31 protein-coding genes and 1 pseudogene are annotated in these 25,169 nt (G+C 53.0%); 14 read left to right on the top strand and 18 right to left on the bottom strand.

Features of this window, described 5'->3' with window-relative positions; all coding sequences use genetic code 11:
- Positions 1-107 precede the first annotated feature (107 nt).
- The gene (locus MXMO3_RS12295) at positions 108-746 is read right to left on the bottom strand and encodes a glutathione S-transferase family protein (RefSeq protein WP_117396068.1); all 639 of its coding nucleotides are present in this window, start codon (positions 744-746) and stop codon (positions 108-110) included.
- Between the two features lie 154 nt (positions 747-900).
- Between MXMO3_RS12295 and MXMO3_RS12290 the strand changes: the two genes are divergently transcribed.
- Positions 901-1,467: an NnrU family protein gene (locus tag MXMO3_RS12290; protein WP_027833406.1), complete on the top strand. Its 567-nt coding sequence runs from the start codon at positions 901-903 to the stop codon at positions 1,465-1,467.
- A gap of 58 nt (positions 1,468-1,525) precedes the next feature.
- Here MXMO3_RS12290 and MXMO3_RS12285 read toward each other — a convergent pair whose 3' ends face one another.
- Positions 1,526-2,206 carry a TetR/AcrR family transcriptional regulator gene (locus tag MXMO3_RS12285; protein ID WP_162889254.1) on the bottom strand — a complete coding sequence of 227 codons (681 nt, stop codon included), beginning with the start codon at positions 2,204-2,206 and terminating at the stop codon, positions 1,526-1,528.
- 156 nt (positions 2,207-2,362) lie between these two features.
- Here MXMO3_RS12285 and MXMO3_RS12280 point away from each other — a divergent pair, with 156 nt between their 5' ends.
- The 3 genes from MXMO3_RS12280 to MXMO3_RS12270 all read left to right on the top strand — a co-directional run bounded on the left by MXMO3_RS12280 (position 2,363) and on the right by MXMO3_RS12270 (position 4,345).
- Entirely contained in the window at positions 2,363-2,929 is a 567-nt protein-coding gene (locus tag MXMO3_RS12280; protein ID WP_117396809.1) for a carboxymuconolactone decarboxylase family protein, read from the top strand.
- A gap of 82 nt (positions 2,930-3,011) precedes the next feature.
- On the top strand, positions 3,012-3,557 hold the full coding sequence (locus tag MXMO3_RS12275; RefSeq protein WP_117396066.1) for a thioredoxin family protein: 546 nt from the start codon (positions 3,012-3,014) through the stop codon (positions 3,555-3,557).
- A 200-nt stretch (positions 3,558-3,757) separates the two neighbouring features.
- On the top strand, positions 3,758-4,345 hold the full coding sequence (locus tag MXMO3_RS12270) for a hypothetical protein (RefSeq protein ID WP_117396065.1): 588 nt from the start codon (positions 3,758-3,760) through the stop codon (positions 4,343-4,345).
- A gap of 160 nt (positions 4,346-4,505) precedes the next feature.
- Here MXMO3_RS12270 and MXMO3_RS12265 read toward each other — a convergent pair whose 3' ends face one another.
- On the bottom strand, positions 4,506-4,829 hold the full coding sequence (locus tag MXMO3_RS12265; protein WP_117396064.1) for a hypothetical protein: 324 nt from the start codon (positions 4,827-4,829) through the stop codon (positions 4,506-4,508).
- Complete coding sequence (locus MXMO3_RS12260) at positions 4,822-5,418, bottom strand: NADPH-dependent FMN reductase (RefSeq protein WP_117396063.1); 597 nt, start codon at positions 5,416-5,418, stop codon at positions 4,822-4,824. Before MXMO3_RS12260 ends, MXMO3_RS12265 begins: the two co-directional genes overlap by 8 nt.
- 103 nt (positions 5,419-5,521) lie before the next feature.
- On the opposite strand from MXMO3_RS12260, the gene MXMO3_RS12255 reads away from it, so the two are divergent.
- Complete coding sequence (locus tag MXMO3_RS12255; protein ID WP_117396062.1) at positions 5,522-6,421, top strand: LysR family transcriptional regulator; 900 nt, start codon at positions 5,522-5,524, stop codon at positions 6,419-6,421.
- Positions 6,422-6,634: 213 nt separating this feature from the next.
- On the opposite strand, the gene MXMO3_RS12250 is transcribed toward MXMO3_RS12255, so the two are convergent.
- Entirely contained in the window at positions 6,635-7,030 is a 396-nt protein-coding gene (locus MXMO3_RS12250) for a RidA family protein (RefSeq protein ID WP_117396061.1), read from the bottom strand.
- Positions 7,031-7,097: 67 nt separating this feature from the next.
- Between MXMO3_RS12250 and MXMO3_RS12245 the strand changes: the two genes are divergently transcribed.
- Complete coding sequence (locus MXMO3_RS12245) at positions 7,098-7,895, top strand: class I SAM-dependent methyltransferase (protein WP_117396060.1); 798 nt, start codon at positions 7,098-7,100, stop codon at positions 7,893-7,895.
- A gap of 58 nt (positions 7,896-7,953) precedes the next feature.
- On the opposite strand, the gene MXMO3_RS12240 is transcribed toward MXMO3_RS12245, so the two are convergent.
- A complete protein-coding gene (locus MXMO3_RS12240) occupies positions 7,954-8,307 on the bottom strand; it encodes a TraR/DksA family transcriptional regulator (protein ID WP_117396059.1) in 354 nt (117 codons plus the stop codon).
- A gap of 143 nt (positions 8,308-8,450) precedes the next feature.
- Between MXMO3_RS12240 and MXMO3_RS12235 the strand changes: the two genes are divergently transcribed.
- Together MXMO3_RS12235 and der are read left to right on the top strand one after the other, a co-directional pair.
- Positions 8,451-9,134 carry a tetratricopeptide repeat protein gene (locus MXMO3_RS12235; protein ID WP_117396058.1) on the top strand — a complete coding sequence of 228 codons (684 nt, stop codon included), beginning with the start codon at positions 8,451-8,453 and terminating at the stop codon, positions 9,132-9,134.
- Positions 9,135-9,175: 41 nt separating this feature from the next.
- Positions 9,176-10,642, top strand: coding sequence for a ribosome biogenesis GTPase Der (der, locus tag MXMO3_RS12230; RefSeq protein ID WP_027833398.1), 1,467 nt, complete (start codon positions 9,176-9,178; stop codon positions 10,640-10,642).
- A gap of 46 nt (positions 10,643-10,688) precedes the next feature.
- Here der and MXMO3_RS12225 read toward each other — a convergent pair whose 3' ends face one another.
- Positions 10,689-11,009, bottom strand: a complete 321-nt coding sequence (locus tag MXMO3_RS12225) for a hypothetical protein (protein ID WP_162889253.1) — start codon at positions 11,007-11,009, stop codon at positions 10,689-10,691.
- A 71-nt stretch (positions 11,010-11,080) separates the two neighbouring features.
- Positions 11,081-11,680: a LysE family translocator gene (locus tag MXMO3_RS12220; RefSeq protein ID WP_117396056.1), complete on the bottom strand. Its 600-nt coding sequence runs from the start codon at positions 11,678-11,680 to the stop codon at positions 11,081-11,083.
- Positions 11,681-11,835: 155 nt separating this feature from the next.
- Between MXMO3_RS12220 and MXMO3_RS12215 the strand changes: the two genes are divergently transcribed.
- Complete coding sequence (locus tag MXMO3_RS12215) at positions 11,836-12,453, top strand: LysE family translocator (RefSeq protein WP_027833395.1); 618 nt, start codon at positions 11,836-11,838, stop codon at positions 12,451-12,453.
- A complete protein-coding gene (locus tag MXMO3_RS12210; RefSeq protein WP_117396055.1) occupies positions 12,454-13,209 on the top strand; it encodes a 2-phosphosulfolactate phosphatase in 756 nt (251 codons plus the stop codon).
- A 126-nt stretch (positions 13,210-13,335) separates the two neighbouring features.
- On the opposite strand, the gene MXMO3_RS18705 is transcribed toward MXMO3_RS12210, so the two are convergent.
- The 10 genes and pseudogenes from MXMO3_RS18705 to rpsF all read right to left on the bottom strand — a co-directional run.
- On the bottom strand, positions 13,336-13,497 hold the full coding sequence (locus MXMO3_RS18705; RefSeq protein ID WP_162889252.1) for a hypothetical protein: 162 nt from the start codon (positions 13,495-13,497) through the stop codon (positions 13,336-13,338).
- Positions 13,494-14,231, bottom strand: coding sequence for an SDR family NAD(P)-dependent oxidoreductase (locus MXMO3_RS12205; RefSeq protein WP_117396054.1), 738 nt, complete (start codon positions 14,229-14,231; stop codon positions 13,494-13,496). Before MXMO3_RS12205 ends, MXMO3_RS18705 begins: the two co-directional genes overlap by 4 nt.
- A 3-nt stretch (positions 14,232-14,234) precedes the next feature.
- Positions 14,235-15,755 (bottom strand): amidophosphoribosyltransferase, encoded by a 1,521-nt coding sequence (gene purF, locus MXMO3_RS12200; RefSeq protein ID WP_117396808.1) that lies wholly within the window; start codon positions 15,753-15,755, stop codon positions 14,235-14,237.
- Positions 15,756-15,878: 123 nt separating this feature from the next.
- Positions 15,879-16,463: a CvpA family protein gene (locus MXMO3_RS12195; RefSeq protein ID WP_051213057.1), complete on the bottom strand. Its 585-nt coding sequence runs from the start codon at positions 16,461-16,463 to the stop codon at positions 15,879-15,881.
- A 98-nt stretch (positions 16,464-16,561) separates the two neighbouring features.
- A complete protein-coding gene (radA, locus tag MXMO3_RS12190) occupies positions 16,562-17,962 on the bottom strand; it encodes a DNA repair protein RadA (RefSeq protein WP_027833392.1) in 1,401 nt (466 codons plus the stop codon).
- Positions 17,962-19,092 (bottom strand): alanine racemase, encoded by a 1,131-nt coding sequence (alr, locus tag MXMO3_RS12185; protein WP_027833391.1) that lies wholly within the window; start codon positions 19,090-19,092, stop codon positions 17,962-17,964. Before alr ends, radA begins: the two co-directional genes overlap by 1 nt.
- A gap of 47 nt (positions 19,093-19,139) precedes the next feature.
- Complete coding sequence (locus tag MXMO3_RS12180) at positions 19,140-20,624, bottom strand: replicative DNA helicase (protein ID WP_117396053.1); 1,485 nt, start codon at positions 20,622-20,624, stop codon at positions 19,140-19,142.
- 224 nt (positions 20,625-20,848) lie between these two features.
- A complete protein-coding gene (gene rplI / locus MXMO3_RS12175) occupies positions 20,849-21,454 on the bottom strand; it encodes a 50S ribosomal protein L9 (protein WP_027833389.1) in 606 nt (201 codons plus the stop codon).
- 69 nt (positions 21,455-21,523) lie between these two features.
- On the bottom strand, positions 21,524-21,778 hold the full coding sequence (rpsR, locus tag MXMO3_RS12170; RefSeq protein WP_425462121.1) for a 30S ribosomal protein S18: 255 nt from the start codon (positions 21,776-21,778) through the stop codon (positions 21,524-21,526).
- A gap of 21 nt (positions 21,779-21,799) precedes the next feature.
- Positions 21,800-22,150, bottom strand: a pseudogene (rpsF, locus tag MXMO3_RS12165) (30S ribosomal protein S6); the annotation flags it as partial.
- A 386-nt stretch (positions 22,151-22,536) separates the two neighbouring features.
- Between rpsF and MXMO3_RS12160 the strand changes: the two are divergent.
- The 4 genes from MXMO3_RS12160 (at position 22,537) to MXMO3_RS12145 (ending at position 25,167) form a co-directional block, all read left to right on the top strand.
- Complete coding sequence (locus tag MXMO3_RS12160) at positions 22,537-22,986, top strand: GNAT family N-acetyltransferase (protein WP_027833387.1); 450 nt, start codon at positions 22,537-22,539, stop codon at positions 22,984-22,986.
- A gap of 29 nt (positions 22,987-23,015) precedes the next feature.
- Positions 23,016-23,963, top strand: coding sequence for an ACP S-malonyltransferase (gene fabD, locus MXMO3_RS12155; protein ID WP_027833386.1), 948 nt, complete (start codon positions 23,016-23,018; stop codon positions 23,961-23,963).
- Between the two features lie 39 nt (positions 23,964-24,002).
- A complete protein-coding gene (fabG, locus tag MXMO3_RS12150) occupies positions 24,003-24,740 on the top strand; it encodes a 3-oxoacyl-[acyl-carrier-protein] reductase (protein WP_027833385.1) in 738 nt (245 codons plus the stop codon).
- A 190-nt stretch (positions 24,741-24,930) separates the two neighbouring features.
- Positions 24,931-25,167 carry an acyl carrier protein gene (locus MXMO3_RS12145; protein WP_027833384.1) on the top strand — a complete coding sequence of 79 codons (237 nt, stop codon included), beginning with the start codon at positions 24,931-24,933 and terminating at the stop codon, positions 25,165-25,167.
- Positions 25,168-25,169: the final 2 nt, after the last annotated feature.

The raw sequence follows: 25,169 nt of genomic DNA, 5'->3' as shown, positions 1-25,169 counted from the left end.
TTCAGCCTATCCTATCTCCGGGGTGGCATTTAAGCGCCGTTTATTGATCGTGAGCTTGTGTACCAACTCTTTTTGGGGGCGGACGTGGATTTAAGGCGAAAAAGAACTCAGTTTGCCGCATCAAAATGCGCAATTTGATCGTCATGCGCCTTGTTAAAAGCAGGGCGGGCTTCGCCGCGCTCTTTCAGGGCGCGGCAAGTCGGATAGCCGACCAAGCCGTCGAACCGGTCAATCAGGCGCAACACATCCACCATGGCAATATCCGCCACCGAGAATTGATCGGTCAGCCAGTCGCGGCCATCAAGCGCTTTTTCCAGATTGGTCAGGCGGCTGGTGAGGAAATTGTCGAACATGGGATAGCCGGACTGATCATTGTCTGTGCCGGAGAACTTGAACAGTGACCAGGGCACGCTGGCCATTTCCATGGAGTTCAGCGCCGCGAACACCCATTGGGTGACATTGTAGCGGCGCGCCTGATCTGTTGGCATCAGCTTGTCGCTGTGCTCGCCCAAATATAAAAGCGCAGCGCCGCTTTCAAAAATTGTCTGGTCCTTGTGTGTCAGCATTGGTGCCTGACCAAAAGGATGTTTGGCAAAATGATCCGGCCCGCGATCCTGAAACGAGGTGCTTTCCACGCAATAGGGCAGCTGCCCTTCTTCTGCCGCCCAGCGCAAGCGCAAATCGCGCACATAGCCCCGCGGCACTTCGGGAACCCAATCATAGGTGGTGATGATGAACTCAGACATAGGTGCCTCGCAAAAAACAACTAAAAAAACAAGTGCTGGCAGTTTCTTACACCTTGGTCAAGGGCAGGGATAAGTGCTTGGTACACGGCTTATAGTCGTTGCATCCATGAAAGAACCTTCCTACATTGAGCGCAAATCACCAAAGGGGGATAAGATGGTTTGGCTAATTTTGGGCATTGTTTTGTTTTTAGGCGTTCACTCGGCGCGCATGTTGGTGCCGGATTTTCGGGAAAAATTCATCGCCAAGCGCGGTGAGATGACGTGGAAGGGCCTTTATGCGGTTGAATCGCTGATTGGTCTTGCTCTGATCGTTTGGGGCTATGGCCAAGCGCGCATGGACCCGGTGATCCTTTATGAAACACCTTATTTCTTCCGTCACATCGCCTACGCCCTGATGTTGATCGCCTTCATCGTTTTGGCAGCGGCTTACGTGCCTGCTGGCAAAATCAAAGCTGCGGTGAAGCACCCAATGATCCTGTCCGTCAAAATCTGGGCGCTGGCGCACTTGCTGGTCAATGGCGATCTTGCCTCTCTCATTCTATTCTTGAGCTTTTTGGGCTGGGCCGTTTGGAACCGGATCAATGTGAAACGCCGGGGCGAACCTAATCCAGTTGCAGGACCAGTGACCAACGATGTAATTGCCATTGTGATCGGTGGCGTGGCCTTTGTTCTGTTTGCTTTCTGGGCGCATGGCGCATTGATCGGCGTGCCGCTATTTTAGGGTAGGGCGAGATTGCAGTGAATTTCTGCTTTGAACCCGGGCCGGTAATTCGGTTCATTTAGCCTTTGACGATTTGCAAGGCTTGATCGCGAATGGCGTTGAGGCTTTCGCGATCATATACACCACGCGCCAGAACGCGTAGGCCAACAACCTGGGCAAGCAGCGACTTCGCTGCTGCCTGAGCGTCAATCTTGTTGGAAATTGTGCCTTGTTTGTGGCCCCGTTTTACGCATGTTTCGAAAAACAATTCGAACTCTAGGAGTGCGGACGTCACCATCTTCTGTATGTCGGGATCATGGTGCGGGAGTTCGAGGGCCGTATTGACCAGCATGCAACCTTTGCGTTGACGGTCGGCCGCACTCTCTTCGATCATTCGATCAAACAGCGCCTCTATCGACGCCACCGGATCATCGATGGCCGCCATCTCAGTCAATAATCTCTGACGGTACAGGCGGTCATACTGCATCAGTGCGCGGACGAATAAATCCTTCTTGCTCCCGAAGGCATTGTAGAGGCTGCCCTTATTCACCGCCATCGCATTCACCAGATCAGTGATCGATGTGGCTTCATAGCCTTTGGCCCAAAAAACCTCTGTGGCTTTTAAGGTGGCTTCATCCAAGTCAAAATTTTTCTTCCAGGGCATGGTGCTGCGTTCCGGGTAAATGATCGCTCCATGCAACATACTTTTTTTATACCGATCATTCAACACAAAGCCTGATCCGGGCGGTCTTGCGCTCACTGAAGATCGTCCAGATGCCCACAAAAATAAGCAAAAGCAAGGCTTTATAGTTTTATGGACTTTTGTATTGACCGATCGTTATAAACTATGCAGTTTGTTTATACCGATCGTTATAAACAATCGGTCGAGTTTGAAACCGATCAAAGGATTAAGTCCATGACTGAATTTCGCACTTACGCCGTGTCCACGGCGCCAGAAGCATCCAAACCTCTGCTTGAAAAGGCAAAAACCATTTATGGTTTTGTGCCCAACCTTTTGGGCACCATGGCGGAAGCGCCTGAGATACTTGAAGGCTACATGACGCTTTCTGGTATTTTCGACAAAGCCGACTTCTCTGAAACCGAGCGTCAAATCATTTTGATGACCAACAACCGATTGAACGGCTGCGCATACTGCATGGCCGCACACACATCGATTTCACAAATGGCCAAAGTGCCCGCTGAAATCATTGGGGCCTTGCGCACAAACACGCCAATTGCTGATGCCAAGCTTGAAGCCTTGCGCACGTTCGCTGGTGTGATCAATGAGAGCCGCGGTTGGCCATCTGATGCCGAAGTCGAGGCCTTTTTGACCGCGGGCTACACCCGTCGGCATATTCTGGATGTCATCCTTGGCACCAGCCTTAAAGTCATGTCAAACTACACAAACCATATTGCTGAGACAGATATTGATAAGGCTTTCGCGCCCAACGCCTGGTCAGCCGACCAAGCCAATGCCGCTTAATTGACAACGCGGCAATTCAGGTGCCCGGCCACTGGGTCGGGCCCATTCCCCAGCATTGAGCACCACATGAAGGATACCAACCATGCTACTTGATACCCCCATTTGCGACTTCGGCTGGAAAGCACCTGATTTTACGCTCAAAGATCCTGATGGCAACAGCTTCACCATGTCGGAACATTTAGGCGAGAACGGTTTGCTGATCGCCTTTATTTGTAATCACTGCCCCTATGTGAAAACGATTGGTGAGCGGCTGGCTGCCGATGCGAAAGAATTGCAGAGCCAAGGCATCAATGTGCTGGCGGTGATGTCAAACGACTATCAACATACCCCCGACGATAGCCCGCCGAACATGAAAAAGTTCGCCAGCCATTTTGGTTTTTCCTTTCCCTATTTGGTTGATGAAGCACAGGACGTTGGCCGCGCTTACGGGGCCGTTTGCACGCCAGACTTTTTTGGCCTCAACAAAAATGGCGAGCTTCAATATCGCGGCCGTCTGGATGATGCAGGCATGGGAGATTCAACTGGGCGCACAAAAGAGTTGGTCAATGCCATGCAGACCATCGCCAAAACCGGGCAAGGGCCGCAAGAGCAATTCCCGTCGATGGGCTGTTCGATTAAGTGGAGCTAGGGCGCTTGAGCGGGTTTGAGGCTATTTCCAATTCCAGAGATATATGGAATAAAACATTTTTATGCTTTTAGCGGGCTCCATTTCTTCCTGCGTTCAGATTTTTGGTATTTTTTATGAAAGTTAGTTTTTGGGCGATTGTGTTTTGGATCGCGGTTCTGCTGTCAATCGTATGGGGCGGTTTGAGTTCTTTAGGGTATATAATGTCAACCAGCTACTACCCGATGCCAGCGCGTGGGGATCTCTTGTACCCATTAAAGATCACCATGGTCCCGATGTTGATCGTCACCGCGATCGTGATGTTGATCATATGGTTTCGGTCGCGCCCGCTCAAGCGAAATGCATACCTGTTTGGCTTGGTGGCTGTGTCGATAATTGCTCTGTTACCGTTTTTGCCACACGTCGATAATGGGTACAAACAGGTCCAATATATTGGCACAGAGAAATTTGAGGTCCCATGGCAATATTCGCCATATGGTGGAACGGAACGCCTCGGTGGAGAATATTTTAACATCAGGGTTAATGGTTCAGATTTGGCACCCAAATATAACACCATGGTTGGCACAATGATCGTTGGAATTTCAACGAAAAAACACTTTGACCACGCCGAAGACGTTCCCGAAGATGGTTGCGTCGAATATTCATCGAATAGAAAACTGAGGTGTCAGTTTGCTGGCGCAGGCTACAATTTTACAGCGGCGGGCGATCGCGATCTTTTTCCAGAGAACAAGTCGATTTTGTTTAGCGACATTGCAGCACTATTTGACAGTTTCCGGGCAGATAAAGAATAGCAATCGTGGAGGGCATTTAGTTATTGGTATGACTAGATGTGTCGCTTGCCGCAAACCACTTACCGAATTGCAAAATTCACTCATTACCTTCTGCACACTGAATACAAAACGCTGCGGCCGGATCAACCTCCCGTCGCTCTTTCTTTTTGGCCAGCAAAACCTATTTGAAGTGCGCAATTCCTTTTGGATCGCTTTGACCGAACGCACCGATAAGTTCAATGCCGCACATCTCCGGAGCATCAATACAACGCGCGGCAAGCGTATCGCGAAACTTTCGGTAGCTGGGAAGATGAGCAAAGGCGCGCGCGTCTTTTGCGCTGTTCACCAAATGTACAAAACTCTGACGATCCTCAAGCTGATACGCCATGTAGGTTAGCTCGGGCCGATTTTCGACCGCAAGCTCTTCAAAGAATGCGCGGAGCAGTTTGATGTTCGTTTCTACTTTTTCAGACCGAACTTTGTATCGAATAAAGACTTTAGACATGGTGCGTGCCCCGAACTTGCATTAATGCCGAACTCCATGCGACGAGCTGTTTCAACATGCCATTGACCTGCTGTATATGCACCTCGGCCGGTTTGAAGACAGGGTAGTTTTCGAAATTTGTGTAAAGGGACAGGTTTACCTCTGGAACCACCGACGCAATTTTCAACTCGGACAGAATGACCCGAAGTTGTGCAGTCGACCTTACGCCGCCGTTTGATCCATAGCTCACAAATCCAGCCGCCTTGTCGTTCCACTCTGGATGGAGGAAATCGAGCGCGTTTTTCAATGCTGCGGGCATGCCGAAATTATATTCCGGCGTGATCATTACATAGCCGTCGAGGCGCGAAATTGCTTCTGACCAAGTTTTGGTATGTGCATTTGCATAGTCCAGCTCCATTCGTGCTGATGCAAGCGCCGACAATTGTTCGTCGAGCAGAGGCAGATTATAGTCGGCAATGTCGATTAACTCAAAGATTGCATCGTCGCGTTCTGCGGCGATGTCAGCAACCCATTGTGCGACGGCAAAGGCATTCCGCCCGGGGCGTGTGCTGCCCACGATGATGCCGATTTTGGGGAGATTTTTGTGCATTGGAACCTCTAACAAAGTTGATGTTTGTCACTTTACCATCGGCCACTATTTGGGATAAGGTGGTTTCTTTTGGCATCATTTGCCATAATATTGGATAATTCATTTGGAAATCACCGAGCTAAGAAACTTCATCTCCGTAGTCCGGGCGGGTTCATTTGCTGCAGCGGCTGAAGAAACGGGTGTGCCCAGATCAACACTTTCTAAGCGCATTCAGATGCTCGAGACTTCATTGGGTCTTCGTCTGATCGAACGATCTACAAGAAAACTACGCCTGACGGCCGATGGTGAATTACTTCTGCCGCGCGCACTTCAGCTTGCCGCCGACGCGGACGATTTAGAGCGCTTGATGCGTGATCGTAGCGCCGAGCCAAGTGGACGGCTTCGTGTTTCGGTGCCGATGATGCTTGGGCAGGAGCTGCTGGGCGAGCTGGTCGCATCTTATACGGCGCAATGGCCAGAGACTGAAGTTGACATTGTTTTTACAGACAGACGCTCTGACCTCATCGAGGAAGGCTTCGATTGTGCTATACGGATCGGGCCGTTGGAAGATTCCGACCTTATCGCTCGACCCTTGGCACGGTCGCGTACAATCTTGGTTGCAAGCCCAATTGTTATGCAGGAACAAGGATATCCGGAGGAGCCCGAAGACATATTGGAGCGACCTACGATCTCGTTTTCACCATCAGGCAAGCCCGTACCGTGGGTACTGGAACAAAATGGCGAACGCGTCGATCTGACACCGCAAAGCAAAATCACCCTTGGGTCGTTGCATGCCGTTCGTGCGGCGAGCATTGCTGGCGGCGGAATTGCGCTTATTCCCGCGCTGATTGCGATGGCTGCTCTCGCTGAAGGCTCACTGGTTCAGATCATGCCCAAATGGCAAGGGCCAGCATCTGCCATTAATATCGTTTACCCCTCGCGCCGCCATGTCTCCGCGCGCTTACGCGCATTTATAGACCTGACGACTGTTCGTCTCGAAAAGATTGTGCCAACAGAACTTTAAAATACCCCACCTATAGCGCGCCCTTGGATTCCCATGTTTTCCAAAGATCCACGCCCTTGGACGATAGGTGTTTCTTTTCGCAAAAGCCATCATCGTTGTGCTCAATGCAGGTGAGGGCCATTTAACTGCGGGTATATTTGCGCGGGCAGGGCGCATGCTCTTGCGCGTCAGTTTCTCGCGCGGGGGTCGGCTTTCAGTCGATTGTCGCGGACCTTAGCTGCTCATCACGGCATCTGCTTCGATCTCTACCAGCCAGTCTGGGTTCACAAACCTGTCGATTGCCATGATCGTATCGACCGGGCGAATATCACGGAAATATTCCTTGCGCACGTCAATCGCGGCCTTCCAATTGTTAATGTCGGTCAGGATCACGCGCGTGCGGACCACATGATGCAAGCCGGAGCCTGCTTGCTCCAATGCTGACTTGATGATCTCGATGCATTGCCTTGTTTGGGCGGCTAAATCGCCGATACCGACGGTGTTTCCGTTTGCATCCACAGGGGCGGTGCCACCGATTGAGATGAAGGGGCCCACGCGCACGGCGCGTGAGAAACCGACGATGGCTTCCATCGGGTTGCCATTTGAAATCAATTCACGGTCGAATTCCATGCTATGTTCCTTTTTTGGATGCGGAGACGATATCATAAATCGCACCCAAATATGGGGAGGCGAAACAATGACACAATCTGAGTTTGACGCATGGAGCGCAGGCCAAAGCTATGAACATTATATGGGCCGATGGAGCCGCAAGATCGCGTCGAGGTTTGTCGGTTGGGTTGATCCGTCCCAGAACGCCGATTGGCTCGAGATCGGATGCGGCACCGGTGCGCTGACCGAGGCGATCCTCGCCGCTGCGAACCCGCGATCCATCGTATCCACCGACAAATCTGAGGATTTTATCACCCACGCCGCGGCGCAGATCGCGGATGATCGGGTTTCGTTTAAAGTGGCGGAAGCCACAGACATTCCCCTTGCAGATGCGTCAGTGGATTGGGTGGTTTCCGCGCTAGTGCTGAATTTCATCCCGGACAAACTGAAGGCGCTGGATGAGATGCGGCGAGTTTTGCGGCCAAATGGCACTGCCGCCTTCTATGTTTGGGACTATCCCGGCGGCGGCATGGGTTTCATTGATGCATTTTGGAAATCAGCCGCTGCGCTCGATCCGGAAGCAGCGAAGCTGGACGAAAGCGAACGGTTTCCGTTCTGCCAGAAGAAGGGGTTGGATCAACTCTGCCGCGACGCTGGCGCCACTGACACCGAGATTGTCGCGATTGAGGAAGAGACGCGGTTTCCCGATTTCGAAGCATTTTGGCATCCGTTCACCTTAGGAGCCGGGCCAGCGCCGGGATATGTTAAGAGCCTGCCAGACGAGCGCCAGCAAATGTTGAAAGATCATCTTGCCGATAAACTTGGGGCCAGCGGTCCGGTCTCCCTGCCGGCAAGAGCATGGGCGGTGAAACTGAAATGGCACTGATGACCTCAACGCGCAACAGGCAGAGAGCGTTGCCGCCAGCCGAATGATCATCAAGCGATCAATCGTTTGACTGGGCGCAATGAATGCAAAAGGGAGCTGCGGGGTCTACCTCTAGTCGCTTTTTGGCGATGGGCTCGCCGCAGTCTTCGCAAAAGCCATAATCATCATTTTCGATGCGGGTGAGGGCCATTTCGATGCGCGTCAATTCGCGTTTGCGTTGCCGATTTTGGGCTTGTGCCATGGCTTGGCCCTGCAAGGCATCCATGCGGGAAAGACGGCCAACGGATTGCTGGTCGAGTTCAACCGCTTTGCGCGCCTCTTCGCCCAAGGCGTCAATGGCTTGAAGCTCTTGCTGCTTTGCCAGCAAAACTTCTTTGAAGTGTGCGATTTCTTGTGCGTTTAATCCGTCCATAAGCTGCTGATTTTAACTGCATTTGGAAAAATTCAAAGGGGGGTAGAAAATTCGCGGCAATTTGCCCAAGATAAATTGCATTTTCCTTTGCATCACACTATGGTGCGGCACTCAAACACGGCCCGAATAAAGAGCATATCTAAATGTCAGACGAAATTTTTAACGAAGTCAATGAAGATCTCCGCAATGAACGCATGCGCAAGCTATGGCGCCAATTTGGCCCATGGGTGATTGGCGCAGCCGTGGTCATTGTGCTGGTGGTCGCCGGCAATGAAGCTTGGCGCTGGTGGCAGACTTCGCAGCAAAACAACTCGGCTGAACAATTTGTGGCTGCGCTAGACCTTGTGGAAGAGGGCAATTATGAAGAGGGCATCGCCGCGCTCAACGAAGTTGAAGCGAGTGGTGCAGGCAATTATCCGGCGCTGGCCAGCTTCCGCGAAGCAGCCGCATTGGCGCAACAGGGCAAAATCGATGAAGCGGTTGCTGCCTATGATGGCATTGCCAACACGCAGGGCGATCAACGCTTGCGCGAGTTGGCCGCTTTGTTTGCCGCCTATTTGCTGGTGGATGGCGGCGATCCGCTGGCCGTGACCCAACGGGTGGGCGACTTGCAAGTGGATGGCCATCCGCTGCGCAACGCGGCCCGCGAAGCCATTGGCCTGACCTATTATCAGGCTGGCGAGTTTGAACAAGCACGCACGCAATTCGATGCAGTTGCAAACGATCCGGCCGCGCCGCGCAATCTGGCCCAACGTATTGGGCTTTATATCGCGCAGCTTGAATCGCAAGGCATTACCGGCACGGACGCTGCAGGCGCGAGCGAATAAGCGCATAGCGCAATTAATTCTGGCCAATTGGAGCCATCAAAATGACTGTATCTGTTGCGATCGTTGGGCGCCCCAATGTCGGTAAATCGACATTGTTTAATCGCCTGGTGGGCAAAAAACTGGCGCTGGTGGACGATTCCCCCGGCGTAACGCGTGACCGGCGCGAAGGCACGGGCCGCATCGGCGATCTCACCTTCAATCTGATCGATACCGCAGGCTATGAAGATGCGGACGATGGCAGCTTGGAAGCGCGCATGCGCCAGCAAACGGAAGAAGCAATCCGCGTGGCGGACGTGATTCTGTTTATGATCGACGCCCGCGCTGGCGTGACGCCGATGGACGAGCATTTCGGCCGCCTGCTGCGCAAGGCCGACAAGAAGGTGACCCTTGTCGCCAACAAATATGAAGGCCAATTGGCAGATGAAGGCCTTTATGAGGCCTTTAAACTGGGCTTTGGCGAACCGATTGCGCTTTCCGCCGAACATGGCATGGGCCTGGCTGACCTTTACAATATCGTCGCCACCACCATTGAAGAGGCGGCCGAAAACCTGAAAGAAGGCGAAGCTGAATTTGAGGCGGCCGTGGCCAACCTTGATGAAAGCATGATGCCCGAAATCAATGTTGAGCTGGAAGAAGATGGCAAGGGCGTTGAAGACGGCAAGGGCACTTATGACCCGAACCGCTTTTTGAACGTGGCCATTGTGGGCCGACCAAATGCGGGCAAGTCCACGCTGATCAACAAAATGGTGGGCGAAGAGCGCGTGCTGACCGGCCCGGAAGCCGGGATCACCCGCGACGCCATCATGGTGCCATGGGAATGGCAGGGCCGAACCATCAATCTGGTGGACACGGCAGGCATTCGCAAAAAGTCCAAAGTACACCAAAAGCTGGAAAAACTTTCGGTCGCCGATGCGCTGCGCTCCATCCAATATGCTGAGATTGTGGTGCTGATGCTGGATGCGACCATCCCGTTCGAAAAGCAGGATCTGCAATTGGCCGATCTGGTGGAACGTGAGGGCCGCGGCATCGTGATCGCCCTGAACAAATGGGATTTGGTGAAGGACAAGCAAGGCCAACTCAAAGAGATGAAAGAGGAGTGTGAGCGCCTGTTGCCACAGCTTAAGGGCGTGCCTCTGGTGACCATTTCTGGCCTGCGTGGCAAGAATATCGACCGCTTGATGGAAGCCGTGCATAAAGTGGAAAAGACTTGGAATTCAAGGATTTCCACCGCGCGCTTGAATCGATGGTTGACCGGCATGACCGAGAGTCATCCGCCCCCGGCCGTGTCTGGACGCCGCATCAAATTGCGCTACATGACCCAGGCCAAAACCCGGCCACCTAGCTTTATTATCTTCTGCTCGCGGCCCGACGCGCTGCCCAAATCATATGAGCGTTATCTGGTGAAAGGCTTGCGTGAAGCGTTTGGTTTGGAAGGTGTGCCGATCCGCATTTGGATCCGTGGTGGGCAAAATCCTTACCACGAAAAAGGCAAGTTTAAGCCATCATAGAATTTCAAAGGGTCGCGAAAGCGGCCCTTTTTCTTTGCGCGAACGGTTAGCCGCAGTCGGTGAGGTTTTCAATTCTTACCCATCCATATTCGCCACATTGCCAAATATCTTCTTGCGTGGTGTCATGCCGAACCCAAACCCAACCTTCATGTTGCGCCGGGGCCAATTCTTCATTCGGATAAAGCACAAGATCGTCCAGAGGGATTTCACGGATGACTTGCGATGTGTCATCGGGGGCAGCATAAAGCGTGACGCCCGTTGCGCCTTCGATGTTAGAAGTAATGGCGCAGGCCTCGGTCGCATGGGCAGCGGAGGGCATGGCGAGAAAGAGGCAAACCAAGAATAGGGCAGAATATAAAGACCGCATTGTCGAGACGCTCCCGTGCACCATGCACGCGGTCAACCCTACGCGCCTTTAGTGAGGGCAACAAGATGCCCCTATGCCTTTTGCACGAAGGCCGCGGCGAGGGCGGAGCCAATGAGCCCCGCTGCCGCACCATATTTGATGGAGATCTGTCCGGCCCGGTTTTCGAACAAAAGCCGACTATACCCAGCCAATAGGGCGCAGATGGCGAAGATTAAGAACACCAGCCCCATAAAGAGCGGCACCAACACCAGCAATTGCGCCATAACGTCGCCGCGATGATTGATAAATTGCGGGAAGAAGGCGACCAGAAAGCCGATGGCTTTAGGGTTGAGCGCGGTGATTGCGAAGCCTTGGGTGAAGGGGTGCAGCACTTTTTGGTCGGCTTTGATCGTGATCTGTGCGGGCGCTCGCAATTGCTTGATGCCCAGATAGATCAAATAGACCACACCCGCCCACTTGATGATGTTGAATGCCATCACGGAGCTTTGCAGCACCGCCCCAAGGCCGAGCAATGATATGGTCAGCAACATGGAATCCGCTGCCAGCACCCCAAGCGTATATTTAAGTCCGGCAATCGTACCTTGGCGAATACTCACCACCAGCAGCAGCAAAATGGACGGGCCGGGCACAATGGTGATCAAACATGTGGCGATGATAAAACCTAAAAGCATGGGGCTACTCCTTCGGCACAAATAGGTCACAAGTCTGGCATCAAGAAAAATGATTTATTGCGATGGGTCCATTCGCTGGATTGATGGAGATGACTTGACCAATCGCCAAAGCCGGATTAGCGTCGAACCTCGTTTCACCCTGCAGAGTTCCGAACATGACCACCGTTTCTTTAATCGCATATTGCATTGCGCTTGCCATTGCCGTCGCGATTCCCGGCCCTGGGATCATGGCGCTTTTGGGCACAGCCCTGGGCCGCGGTTTTAAACCCGCATTCGCCATGCTGGTGGGCATCACCTTTGGCGACCTGACCTGGCTCACATTGGCCATTCTGGGCCTTGCCGCCGTAAGCGAGCTATATGCAGACGCATTTCTGGTCGCCAAATTTATCGGCGCTGCCTATCTGCTCTACTTGGCTTATCGCTTCTGGATGAGCAGTGATGCCCCAAAGAAAACTGAAGTGGTCAACAAGCGGGGCATATTTGCGCTCACGCTGAACGGCTATATTATTTGCTTGAGCAATCCAAAGCCCATCCTGTTTTATCTGGCGCTGGCCCCGGTGTTGCTGGATATGAGCGCGATCACCGTTTCAGATTATTTTGTGATCTTGGGATGTACCGCCGCCATTCTGTTGCTTGTGGCTGTGCCCTATTTGCTACTGGCCGCAGGCGCCCGCGAATGGCTCTCCTCCACTCGCGTCTATAAATGGATGAACCGCTCCGCAGCCGTGATCATCGGCGCGGCAGCATTGGCCATCGGCTTCCGGGCGCATTAAATGCGCGTGCACCTGGAATGGGGCGAACAGGCGGTGCGCCAGGCTGAAGGCACGGCCATTATTGTTGATTGCTTGAGCTCTTCAACCGCGCTCACGGTTGCCTGTGGGCGAGCTGCTGAGGTCTTTCCTTTTGGCTCACGTTCAGGCGGGCTGAAGCTGGCCCAAGCGCTGGACATTGATTGTGTGGGTAAACGAGACGAGCAGGGGCTTTCGCTCTCGCCGCCCTCATTGGATCAGGTGCAGTCGGGTCAACAAATCGTATTGCCATCGCCCAATGGCTCGAACCTATCCACACGGTCAACCGCGCGCCATACATTGGCGGGCAGCTTGCGCAATGCCAAAGCGGTTGGGGCAGCAGCTATGGCGATCGGTGAGGATATCGTCATCGTGGCCGCCGGGGAACGTTGGCACGATGATGGCAGCTTGCGGCCCGCCTTTGAGGATCAATTGGCCGCTGGCGCGATAGCGGCATATTTGTCTGGCATCCTGTCACCAGAGGCGAAAGCCGCCATGGCAATCTTCGAGGCGTTTAAACAGGATGTGTTGGTTGAACTGGAACAATCCATATCCGGGCAGGAGCTGATTGGGCGTGGCTTTCATGATGATGTGCGTTGGGCGAGCCAGCTCAACGCGTCCGATTGCGTGCCGCGCTTGCAGACATTGTCGCGGACTTATGAAGAGGCGGGGATGTCGGGTGATGATATGCCGCCAGGCATGACAGTCGGTCAGGCGATTTGTTTTTATTCTGGCGGCTAAAAGTGAGGCCTCGTGACCCCACAATGCCTTCTCGGCCTTAAGCCAGGAACTAGCGTGATAGCCGGAGCTGCTTGGACCCTCGGGTCAAGCCCGAGGGTGACGGAGGGGAGGCGGTTGCGGGCGAGCTTATTCAAGCTCACAATTGTAGAAACCGCGCGCCACATTGATGCGACCACCGGCGTCATAGCAAGCGTCGACAACCATCCACCGCTCCACATGCATGCCGAGCCAGACGCCGAGGGCGAACAAGGCAAAACCGCCGATGAAAAGGGCGGTTTTACGGCTCATAGCGGTGAGGTTTTGCCGTCATTTTTGAGGTCAATATACTGGCCATTTTCAGTATAATCTGGCGAAATCAAATCAATAAATTTCGGCGCAACCTCGCGCGGATGTGGAATTGTTTCCGGATCTTCACCAGGCACCGCTTTGGCGCGCATTTGCGTGCGGGTGGGGCCGGGATTGATCACATTGATGTTGAGCTTTGTGTTGGCATTTTCGCCAGCATAAGACTTGGCCATGGCGTTGAGCGCCGCTTTGCTGGCCGCATAAAGGCCCCAATAAGGCTTGCAGCTATAGGCTGAGCTGGAAGACACAAACAAAACACGCCCCGCATCAGACTGCTTGAGCAATGGCTCCAACGAGCGGATCAGGCGGAAATTGGCGGTCACATTCAGCTTGAAGACCTTATCGACTTCTTTCGGCGCCAAATGGCTGATGGGGCTAATGGAGCCCAACATGCCCGCATTGGCCATAAGTCCGTCCAGCTTCCCCCAGCGCTCAAAAATCGCGCCGCCCATGCGGTCGATTGCATCGCCGTCCAACAAATCCAACGGCACCAAAGTGGCGCTGCCACCAGCTGCTTGAATTTCATCGTCCAAATCTTCCAAGCCGCCAACAGTGCGCGCAATGGCGATCACATGTGCACCGCGCTTGGCGGCTTCAATGGCGCTGAAATAGCCAATACCGCGAGAGGCGCCGGTGATCAGAACCACGCGGTCAGCAAGATCGTTTTTATCTGTCATGGATTATCCTGCCTCTCTGAGCATGGAGCGTTTTTTGAGATTTCCTTTTTCCGCTTCCAGATCGACAAGGCGGGTTGGATATTCGCCTGTGAAATAGTGATCTGTAAATTGCGGATTTTTAGGATCGCGCTTGATGCCGCCGACTGCGTCATAGAGCCCGTCTACTGACAAGAAATGCAGGCTGTCGCAGCCAATAAATTCGCACATGGCGTCATGATCGACATATTGATTGGCAATCAGCTTGGATGGGTCCGGCGTATCGATGCCGTAATAGTCAGAATGGGTGATCTTTGGGCTGGAAACACAAAGATGAACCTCTTTCGCCCCGGCTTCACGCACCATTTGCACAATTTTCAAAGAGGTGGTGCCGCGCACCACAGAATCGTCGACCAAGATCACGCGCTTGCCATCAAGCTGACCGCGGTTGGCGGAATGCTTCAACTTCACCCCAAAGGCGCGGATTTGCTGGCTCGGCTCAATAAAGGTGCGGCCTACATAATGGTTGCGGATAATGCCCAGTTCAAACGGAATGCCGCTTTCTTGCGCGTAGCCAATCGCTGCTGGCGTGCCGCCATCGGGAATAGGCACAACAACATCCGCATCGATCTTGGCTTCACGCGCCAGATTAATGCCCATCTTTTTGCGCACATTATAAACGGAACGACCTGACACAATGCTGTCGGGGCGGGCAAAATAGACATATTCGAACAAGCACATGCGCTCAGGCTTTTCGCCAAACGGCATCAGCGATTGAATGGTAATTTCGCCATTGGCTTGACGCTCACAAATGATCACTTCGCCATTTTTGATGTCGCGTACAAATTTCGCGCCGATAATATCAAGCGCGCAGGTCTCAGACGCCAAAATGGGGGCGCCGTTCAGATCGCCCAACACCAACGGACGAATGCCATTGGGGTCACGCGCGCCAATCAATTTGGTGCGGGTGAGGGCGATCAAGGCATAGCCGCCTTCCATCTGGCTGATGGCGTCGACAAAACGATCCGATGACCGTTCTTTTTGCGAACGCGCGATCAAATGCACCACAACTTCTGAATCAGAAGTCGATTGGCAAATCGCGCCGTCTTTGATGATTTCTTTGCGCAGCTTCAGAGCATTGGTAAAATTGCCATTGTGCGCCACGGCGATGCCGCCAGCACTTAGCTCAGCAAATAGCGGTTGCACATTGCGCAGGGCGGTTTCACCTGTTGTTGAATAGCGCACATGGCCAATCGAAGCTTTGCCCGGCAGCTTTTCCAGCGTGGCCGCATCGGTATAATGATCGCCAACAAGGCCCATATGCCGTTCAGAGCGGAACTGTTCACCATCAAAGGTGACGATGCCTGCGGCTTCTTGGCCCCGGTGTTGCAAAGCGTGAAGGCCCAAAGCGGTGAGGGCAGCGGCGTCATCCTGATCGCCTAATATGCCAAAAACGCCGCACTCCTCACGCAATGTGTCCCCATCAAGATCAAACGGTTCGTTTTCATCTTGGATACCGGCCTGACCGGTTGCGTGTGGTGCGTGCATCAGCATTCCCGCCCTATGATATGAAAGGGGTTACCTATATAATTTCGGCTCAATACGCCGCTCTTTGATGAGAGTCAACTGACCTCACCATCGGCACCGCTCAACAATTAGGCGCAAAGGGCCCTATGTTGAGCTTGTGCCCAATTCTTCTTCCAACTGATCGGTGCCTTCAGTCACAGGCACCTCTTGCTCAGGCGCGCTGCTGCCGCGCAAGAAATCTGTGACCATTTCTTCCACATTATCTGGCAAGGCTGCGATCAAATCATCACCGAACGAGGTGAGCATTGGCATGGTTTTACTGTCGGCAGAGAACCGCTGCAGCTCGCTGGCGAAAAGCCATTGGCCGAAAATCAGCAACACAACAACGATCAACACGCCGCGAATGCCGCCAAATACAAAGCCAAGCGAGCGATCCAATGGCCCGATCTTGCTGTCGCTCACCAAATCGGCGATCCACATGGTCAAAAGATGCAATATGATCAAGGCAACAATGAAGCTGGCCAAAACCGTCACAATATCCGCGACAGTTGGATCGGCCACGTAACTGCGGGCCAAATCAGGATTATTGGCATACATCCACCAGGCAAACACGGCGGAGCCGCCCCAGGTGACCAGCGACAAAACTTCGCGGGTCAAGCCGCGCATGGTGGCCAGAAGTGCCGAAATCAACACAAGGACGCCAACGATAATATCAAAGGTGGTGATCATCAATAAATCCCTTTTGAACCACTCTGTGCTTCATTTACCCTTTATCGGCCAGCCTGCCAAGGCTTAGCCGAGAATTAAAATAACCTGTGGACCGCGGCCTACTCGACAGGCTCGCGCTGCGGGTTTGCCCGCGCCTTGCTGGCAATTTGCGCCACAAGGTCCGCCAATTGTTTGTGGGTGCCCAAATTCATGCTGAGCCCTTTATCCACATCTTTGAGTTCTGCCGTGTGCGCGATGCTAAAGCCAAGCTTTTGCGCTTCTTTCAAGCGCGTGCCCGCATGGGATACAGGCCGAATGCCACCGGAAAGGCTGACTTCACCGAAATAAACCGCGTCCGCAGGCAATGGGGCGTTTGTCAGCGAAGATACCAGCGCTGCGGCGACCGCCAAATCGGCCGCGGGTTCAGAAATCTTCAGTCCGCCCGCCACATTGAGGTAGATATCGTTTGCACCAATCCGAACGCCGCAATGGGTTTCGAGCACCGCGAGCACCATGGAGAGACGCGCATTATCCCAGCCGACAACGGCGCGGCGCGGCGTGCCCAAAGGCGAGGGCGACACCAAGGCTTGGATTTCCACCAGCACCGGGCGTGTGCCCTCCATGCCCGCAAAAACGGCTGAGCCCGTCGCTTCCTTATCCCGTTGATCAAGAAACAGGGCTGAAGGGTTGGCCACTTCGCGCAGGCCCATATGGGCCATTTCGAACACGCCAATCTCGTCGGTCGCGCCATAACGGTTTTTAACCCCGCGCAAGATGCGGAAATTGTGGCCGCCTTCGCCTTCAAAATAGAGCACCGCATCCACCATATGCTCAACCACGCGTGGCCCAGCGATCTGGCCATCTTTGGTGACGTGGCCGACCAGCACGACCGCTGCGCCGGATTTTTTGGCAAAACGAGTCATCGCCTGCGCGCTGGTACGCACTTGGGTCACGGTGCCCGGCGCACTATCAATGCGATCAGTCCAGAGGGTTTGAATGGAATCAAGGATCACCAGGTCTGGCTTGCCTGCAGATTCAAGTGTGGCCAAAATGGTTTCGACATGGGTTTCGCTGGCCAATTGCACAGGCGTATGCTCCACGCCGAGGCGGCTTGCCCGCAACCGCACTTGCGCGATCGCTTCTTCGCCTGAAATATAAACGACGTTGTGGCCTTTTGCGGCCAACGCGGCGGCGGCTTGTAACAAAAGCGTGGATTTGCCGATGCCCGGATCGCCGCCCACAAGGCTGGCCGACCCCACAACAAAGCCGCCACCCGTGACACGATCCAGCTCTGAAATGCCTGTGGTGATGCGTTGGGCATCATCTGTTGCCCCAGTGAGCGATACCAACTCAATCGGACGACCGGATGCTGTGACGGATTTTGGGCCCGAGCCAACGCCTGAATTGACTTGTTCCTCAACAATGGAGTTCCACTCGCCGCATCCATCGCAACGACCGGCCCATTTGGACGTGACATTGCCGCAAGCCTGGCAAATAAACTGCGCCTTTTGCTTAACCACTAGTCTGACGCTCCAATGTAGGTGCGGCGGTAGCGGCCGTGCAGATCAGTCAAAATCTCATAGCCGATGGTGCCTGCGGCATCTGCCAGATCATCGACAGAGACATTTGGCCCCAAAATTTCAACCATCTCACCCGGCACCGGGCCGTTTGGTCCCAAATCGGTGACATCAATGGCGGTCGTATCCATGGAGACACGGCCAAGGACCGGCACCAATTGGCCCTTAATGGCCACGCGTGCGCCTAAATGATTGTTGGACGAACTATGGGCGCGCAAAAACCCATCACCATAGCCAATCGAGGCGAGGGCGATGCGGCTGTCCCGCTCCAGGGTATAATCCGCGCCATAGCCAACAGATTCGCCTGTTTTGGCGTCGCGCACCTGCAAAATCGGCACTTCAAGATTGACCACATGCGATAGGGGATTTTTGCGGCCAGAGATGGCGCGACCGCCATAAAGGGCAATGCCCGGACGGACCAATTGGAAATGGTTTTGCTTTGACCCCATCAACCCGGCGGAGTTGGCGAGCGAAGCGGGCGTTTCTGGAAAATGTGCCATGATCGACTGAAAAAACGCCAATTGGGTGCGGTTTTTCTCATGCGTGGGCTGATCACCGCAGGCCAAATGGCTCATGATCATTTGCGGCTGATAACCTGTTTTTTCCAATTGCTGGCGCACCCAGCTGACATCAGAAAGCCGGAAGCCCAATCGGTTCATGCCTGTATCGAAATGAAGGCTTGAAGGATAGGCTTCGCCCTGTTCCACGCAAAAAGCCAGCCATTCTTCCAGCATCGACATGGAATTTAGCACAGGCATCAAGCGCGCCTGCGCGTAAATCTCAGCGGTGCGCGGCCAAAGACCGCCCAGGATGAAAATGTGTGCCGCGGGCAGCGCTGCACGCAGCCGCAACCCTTCCTCCGGGTTGGCCACAAAAAAGAACTGCGCCCCTTCATTCGAAAGCGCTTTGGCGACTTCTTCAAGGCCCAACCCATACCCGTTCGACTTCACCACAGCAGCGGTGAGGGTGCCGGGGGAGATCTTGTCCAAGGCGGCCCAATTGCGCGCAATTGCGTTCAAATCAATGGTGAGTTGACCTGAACTCAAGAGCGAGGAAGCGGAGATGTCGGTCATATGTGTGTCCAATGGCTCAATACAAGGCAAATGAGATGCAGATCAAACTATTCCAACTGCTCTGGCAGATACTCATCTTTGGCCAAATTGCCAAAACGTGTAAGATTCGCATTAAAGTGTAGCTGTACTGTGCCTGTAGGACCATGCCTTTGCTTGGAAATAATCACTTCGGCGCGTCCCTCAACCTCATTCATTTTAGCTTGCCACTCGAAAAATTCAGGTGTGTTTTCCTGTGGCATCTTGCCTTTGAGGTAATATTCTTCCCGATAAACGAACAACACCACGTCGGCATCCTGCTCGATTGACCCCGATTCCCGAAGGTCGGCAAGTTGTGGTCGTTTGTCATCTCGTGCTTCCACCTGACGTGAAAGCTGGGAGAGGGCGATGATGGGGACTTCCAGCTCTTTGGCCAAGGCTTTCAAGCTGGTGGTAATCTCGGTCAATTCCTGCACCCGGTTGGCCTGAGACTTCGCAGAAGAACCAGACAGAAGCTGCAAATAGTCAACGATCAGCAGGTCCATGCCTTTTTGACGTTTCAAACGGCGGGCACGGGCGGCCAATTGGGAAATGGCCAAGCCACCAGTATCATCAATATAAAGCGGCGCTTTGGCCATGATGTTGGAGGCTTCAACCAGCTTGGAAAACTGGTTTTCGTGGATTTTACCGCGCCGAATATCGGACGAGGAAATACCCGACTGTTCCGCCAAAATACGCGTGGCGAGCTGTTCCGCGCTCATCTCCAAAGAGAAGAAGGCGACAACGCCGCCATTGGCGGGCTTGATGGTGCCGTCTGGCAGCACCTCTGGCTCATAGGCCTTGGCGATGTTAAACGCGATGTTGGTGGCCAATGATGTTTTACCCATCGCAGGACGCGCCGCCAGAATGATCAAGTCAGATCGTTGTAGGCCACCCATTTTTTGGTCCATATCCACAAGACCAGAAGCAAGACCAGAAAGCGACCCATCACGACGATAGGCTTCGCCCGCCATATTCACCGCTTCGCGCAACGCCGCGCTAAAATCAACAAAGCCACCATCTGACCGGCCTTTTTCAGCCAGTTCAAACAGCGCTTTTTCGGTGTTTTCAATTTGCAGGGAAGGCGGGCTGTCAAAATCTGCCGTATAGGCCTCATTGGCCAGTGTTTCACCCACGATGATCAGTTTGCGGCGGATGGCCAGATCATAAATGGTTTGCCCATAATCAGAGGCATTAATGATGGTGGTCGCATCGGCTGCCAGACGCGCCAAATATTGCGTCATCGAAAATTCAGGCGTCAAATCATCCGGCAAAAAGGTTTTGACGGTGATGGGGGTCGCGCGTTTGCCGGTGCGGATAATCTTTGTGCACACCGAATAAATGTCCGCGTGGACTTGTTCATAAAAATGTTCGGCCAGCAGAAAATCTGACACACGGTCAAATGCCTCGTTGTTCACAAGGATCGCGCCCAAAAGCGCTTGCTCTGCTTCAACATTGTGTGGCGCCTGCCGATAGTCCTCGGCCTGCGCAACGTCAAACTTTTGTGCCGCTTCCATTCTTATACCCCTTGGGTCCTGACCCCGAACCAATTGTCCATATTATGACGGGTTTGGCCAGTCACAACCCAGATGAATTCACTTTTATTGTTTTGCCTATTCGTTGCCCTGTGATCAATGGGGAAAAGATACAATAGGCGGAAAAACACACAACGTTTCTCAATGGCAACAAAAAAGGCTGGAGCAAAACTCCAGCCTTTATAAATTTGTCTGCAAAGAAATGCTTATTCAGCTTTTTCTTCTTCCGCAGCAGCCTCTTCGGCAGCTTCAGCTTCGTCCGCTGCTTCTTCAGCAGCTTCTTCGGCGGCGTCTTCAATTTCTTGAGGGATCTCGTCGAAATTCATGACGGTCATGTCTTCGCCTTGTGCCTGACGATCAGCTTCGTCTTGCGAACGTGCAACGTTTACAGTGATTTCAGAAATCACTTCAGCGTGCAGGTTCAACGCAACTTTGTGCAAGCCAACAGCTTTAATTGGTGCGTTCAACTCAACCTGTGAACGGCCAACCTTGATGTTGTCTTCAGCCAAGCTGTCTGTAATGTCACGAGCAGAAACTGAACCGTAAAGCACGCCAGTTTCACCAGCCTGACGCAGGATGGTGACTGATTTGCCGTTTACAGCTTCGGCAACAGCCATCGCTGAATCGCGACGCTCAGCGTTACGCTTTTCAATTTCTTCACGCTCAGCTTCAAAACGGGCGCGGTTTGCTTTGTTGGCACGCAATGCCCGGTCAGTTGGCAACAAATAGTTACGTGCAAAGCCGTCTTTAACGGTCACTTCGTCACCAATGGTGCCCAAACGACCAACGCGCTCAAGAAGGATAACTTTCATTTTAAATCTCCAATGCTGTCCCGCAATTTGCGGTTAGGGGAGGTTTCCCCAACGTTCGGCGAACCGAACTTAACTTACAACGTAAGGCAACAAGCCCAAGAAACGTGCGCGTTTGATTGCGCGTGCCAATTCACGCTGTTTTTTCGCAGAAACAGCAGTGATACGGCTTGGAACAATTTTGCCACGCTCTGAAACATAACGCTGCAACAAGCGAACATCTTTATAGTCGATCTGTGGAGCGTTAGCGCCAGAGAAAGGACATGTTTTACGACGACGCTGGAAAGGACGACGTGTTTGTGTACCGGATAGATCACGAATAGCCATGCTCAACTCTCCTTAGAAACGACGTGGGCCGCGACGATCATTGCGATCATCACGTTTTTGCATCATTGGCGATGGGCCTTCTTCGTGCTCATCAACGCGAACAGTCATAAAGCGCAACAAATCTTCATTAATGCGCATTTGACGCTCCATCTCAGCAATTGTGGTTGCTGGCGCATCAATGTTCAGCAAAGTGTAGTGTGCTTTGCGGTTTTTGTTGATGCGGAATGTCAATGATTTCAAACCCCAATATTCAGTTTTGTTCACTGAACCACCATTTGTGGTGACAAGGTCTGTTACTGTTTTGGTTAGCTCTTCCACCTGTGATGTGGAAATATCCTGACGTGCCAGGAAAATATGCTCGTACAATGGCATATTATTCGCCTTTTGTTTGGTTTACACTTTCGTTCATCCGCCGGCGCAAAGCCCCTTTGAAGCCTTCAAAAGGCGTCAAAGAAATCTTACAAAGAGCGGGAACACGGGAGGCCGATGCCCTTCCTGGCATCATCTGCTGCGCTTGCCAATCGGCAATAACAAACAGTCCTCCGTTCAGCCCCCGGCCAAACGAACTTGGGCTATGTAAATCGGACAGGTTGAAAAAGCAAGCCTAAAGCACCGATTTTCTCGGCTTTTTTGGCTGGTCAATCCCCATACTTACACACAGGCGAAATCGCAATTGGCCGAGTTTGTCCTTGCGTCTCAATCTGAGCAAACTATAAACTCCCCGAAAATTTATAAGAAAAACGGGGAGAGGCCAATCTATGTCCACGTCAAATGTACGCCCATTGCAGGCCAAAGATAAAGAGCGCTGGACGGAGCTTTACGCCGCCTATGCGCGTTTTTACAATTCGACCCAAAATGGCGACATGCGTGAACAAGTCTGGTCTTGGCTGATGGACGACACCAACGAGCTGCAAGGGCTTGTGGCAACGGATAAAAAGAAAAATGTTGTCGGCATTGCCCACTTTCGCCCGTTTTTGCGCCCTTTGGCGGCCTCGAAAGGGGCATTTCTGGATGACCTTTTTGTTGACCCATCCCACCGCGGCACTGGCGCGGCTGAGGAGCTTATCAATGAAATTAAGCGGTTGGCGCAAGAAAATGGATGGTCCATTGTGCGCTGGGTGACTGCAGATAATAATTACCGTGCGCGTGCTGTTTATGATCGCATGGCGCGTAAAACCGACTGGCTGACATACGATATTCAGCTATAGTTTTTTGGATTTAAGTGAGGCCTTAAATTATGAGTTCTACCGCATTCACATTCCCCGGGCAGGGCAGCCAAGCCGTAGGCATGGGCCAAGAGCTGGCCGAAAACTTCGATGTGGCGAAAAAAGTGTTTGAGGAAGTCGATGACGCGCTTCAAACCAAATTGTCGTCCATCATGTTTGGCGGCCCTGATGAGACCTTGCGGCTAACCGAAAACGCTCAACCCGCCTTGATGGCTGTATCAATGGCCGTCATCCGCGTGCTGGAAAGCAAGGGCGTTCATGTTGGCGATGTGGCCAAATATGTGGCTGGACACTCTTTGGGCGAATATTCAGCCCTGTGTGCCGCTGGCGCGCTATCCATTGGCGATACTGCACGCCTGTTGCAGGTGCGTGGCCGCGCCATGCAACAAGCTGTGCCCGTTGGCGAAGGCGCGATGGCCGCGATCCTCGGCCTTGAATATGCCGATGTGGAAGACGTGGTGCAAGCCGCTGCCCAAGGGTCTGTGGTTGAAGTTGCCAACGACAACGCGCCGGGACAAATTGTGGTTTCAGGGGCGGCCTCTGCGGTGGAGCGCGCTGTAGAAATGGCCAAAGCCAAAGGCGCAAAACGCGCCATGCTGCTGCCTGTGTCTGCGCCTTTCCATTGCACCATGATGGGCCCAGCTGCTGAGGCCATGGAAGCTGCATTGGCCAGCGCTGATTTGAAAGAGCCGGTGGTGCCTGTGGTGTCGAACGTGCTGGCCGCGCCCATTTCAGACCCGAGCGAAATTAAAAAACGCCTCGTGGAGCAAGTATGTGGCAAAGTGCGTTGGTCGCAGTCCGTTGAATGGATGACCGGCGAGGGCGGCATTGATACGCTTGTCGAACTGGGCACAGGCAAAGTGCTGACCGGCTTGGCCCGTCGCATCAACCGCGATGCAAAGGCCATCGCGGTGAACACGCCAGCGGATATTGACAGCTTGGTTGAAAGCCTGTCCTAGAATTTGTTACACAACCCCGGAATGATAAGGGAAGAATAAATGTTTGATTTGAGCGGCAAAAGAGCCTTGGTCACCGGCGCAAGCGGCGGCATTGGTCGTGCCATCGCCGAAAAACTGGCCGAAGCTGGCGCAACCGTGGGCCTTTCAGGCACACGCGTGAACGTACTGGAAGAAGTGGCGAGTGGCATTTCTGGCGACACACATATTTTGCCTTGCAATCTTTCGGATAAAGACAGTGTTGATGCGTTGATTCCATCCGCTGTCGAAGCCATGGGCGGCTTGGATATCCTGGTCAACAATGCTGGCATCACCCGCGATAATATTTTTATGCGCATGAAAGACGAAGAGTGGGACGATGTAATTGCGGTGAATTTGACCGCAGCGTTCCGCTTGTCGCGTGCAGCTGTTAAAGTGATGATGAAGCAGCGTTATGGCCGCATCATCGGCATCACTTCTGTGGTGGGCGTCACCGGCAACCCCGGCCAGGGCAACTATGCTGCATCTAAGGCTGGATTAATCGGCATGTCTAAGGCGATCGCCCAAGAAGTGGCGAGCCGCAATGTGACGGTAAACACCATCGCACCGGGCTTTATCGCCTCTGCCATGACTGATGAATTGAATGAAAAGCAACGGGATGGTATTTTGGCCACAATTCCGACAGGTCGCTTGGGTACAGCAGACGAAGTTGCTGCAGGCGCAGTGTTTTTGGCCAGTGACGAAGCATCATATGTGACCGGCCAAACCATGCACATTAATGGTGGCATGGCCATGATTTAGACCATGGTGAGAAATTGTTTCTCAATATGGTCAAATGTGGAAAAGTATGATAATGCCCCGTCGAACACGGGTCCAAACAAGCCTTAACCTTGATTTTATTCAAGATGAGGTGCATTTAAACGGACAACTCGCCACAAAATGTGGTGCCGTTGAACTAAATTGAAGACTTTTAGGTGAAGAGGAACCAAATATGAGCGATATTGCAGATCGCGTTCGCAAGATCGTTGTTGAGCATTTGAATGTAGATGCCGACAAAGTGACAGAAAAAGCCAGCTTTATTGATGATCTTGGCGCGGATTCGCTCGATCAGGTTGAACTGGTTATGGCGTTTGAAGAAGAATTCAGCGTTGAAATCCCTGATGATGCCGCCGAATCTATCCAAAAATTTGGCGATGCAGTTTCTTTCCTTGAAAAGGCTGTGAAGTAAGA

It is taken from the genome of Maritalea myrionectae, assembly GCF_003433515.1.
Classification (GTDB): domain Bacteria; phylum Pseudomonadota; class Alphaproteobacteria; order Rhizobiales; family Devosiaceae; genus Maritalea; species Maritalea myrionectae.
This window is presented reverse-complemented; position numbering and strand designations above follow the sequence as displayed.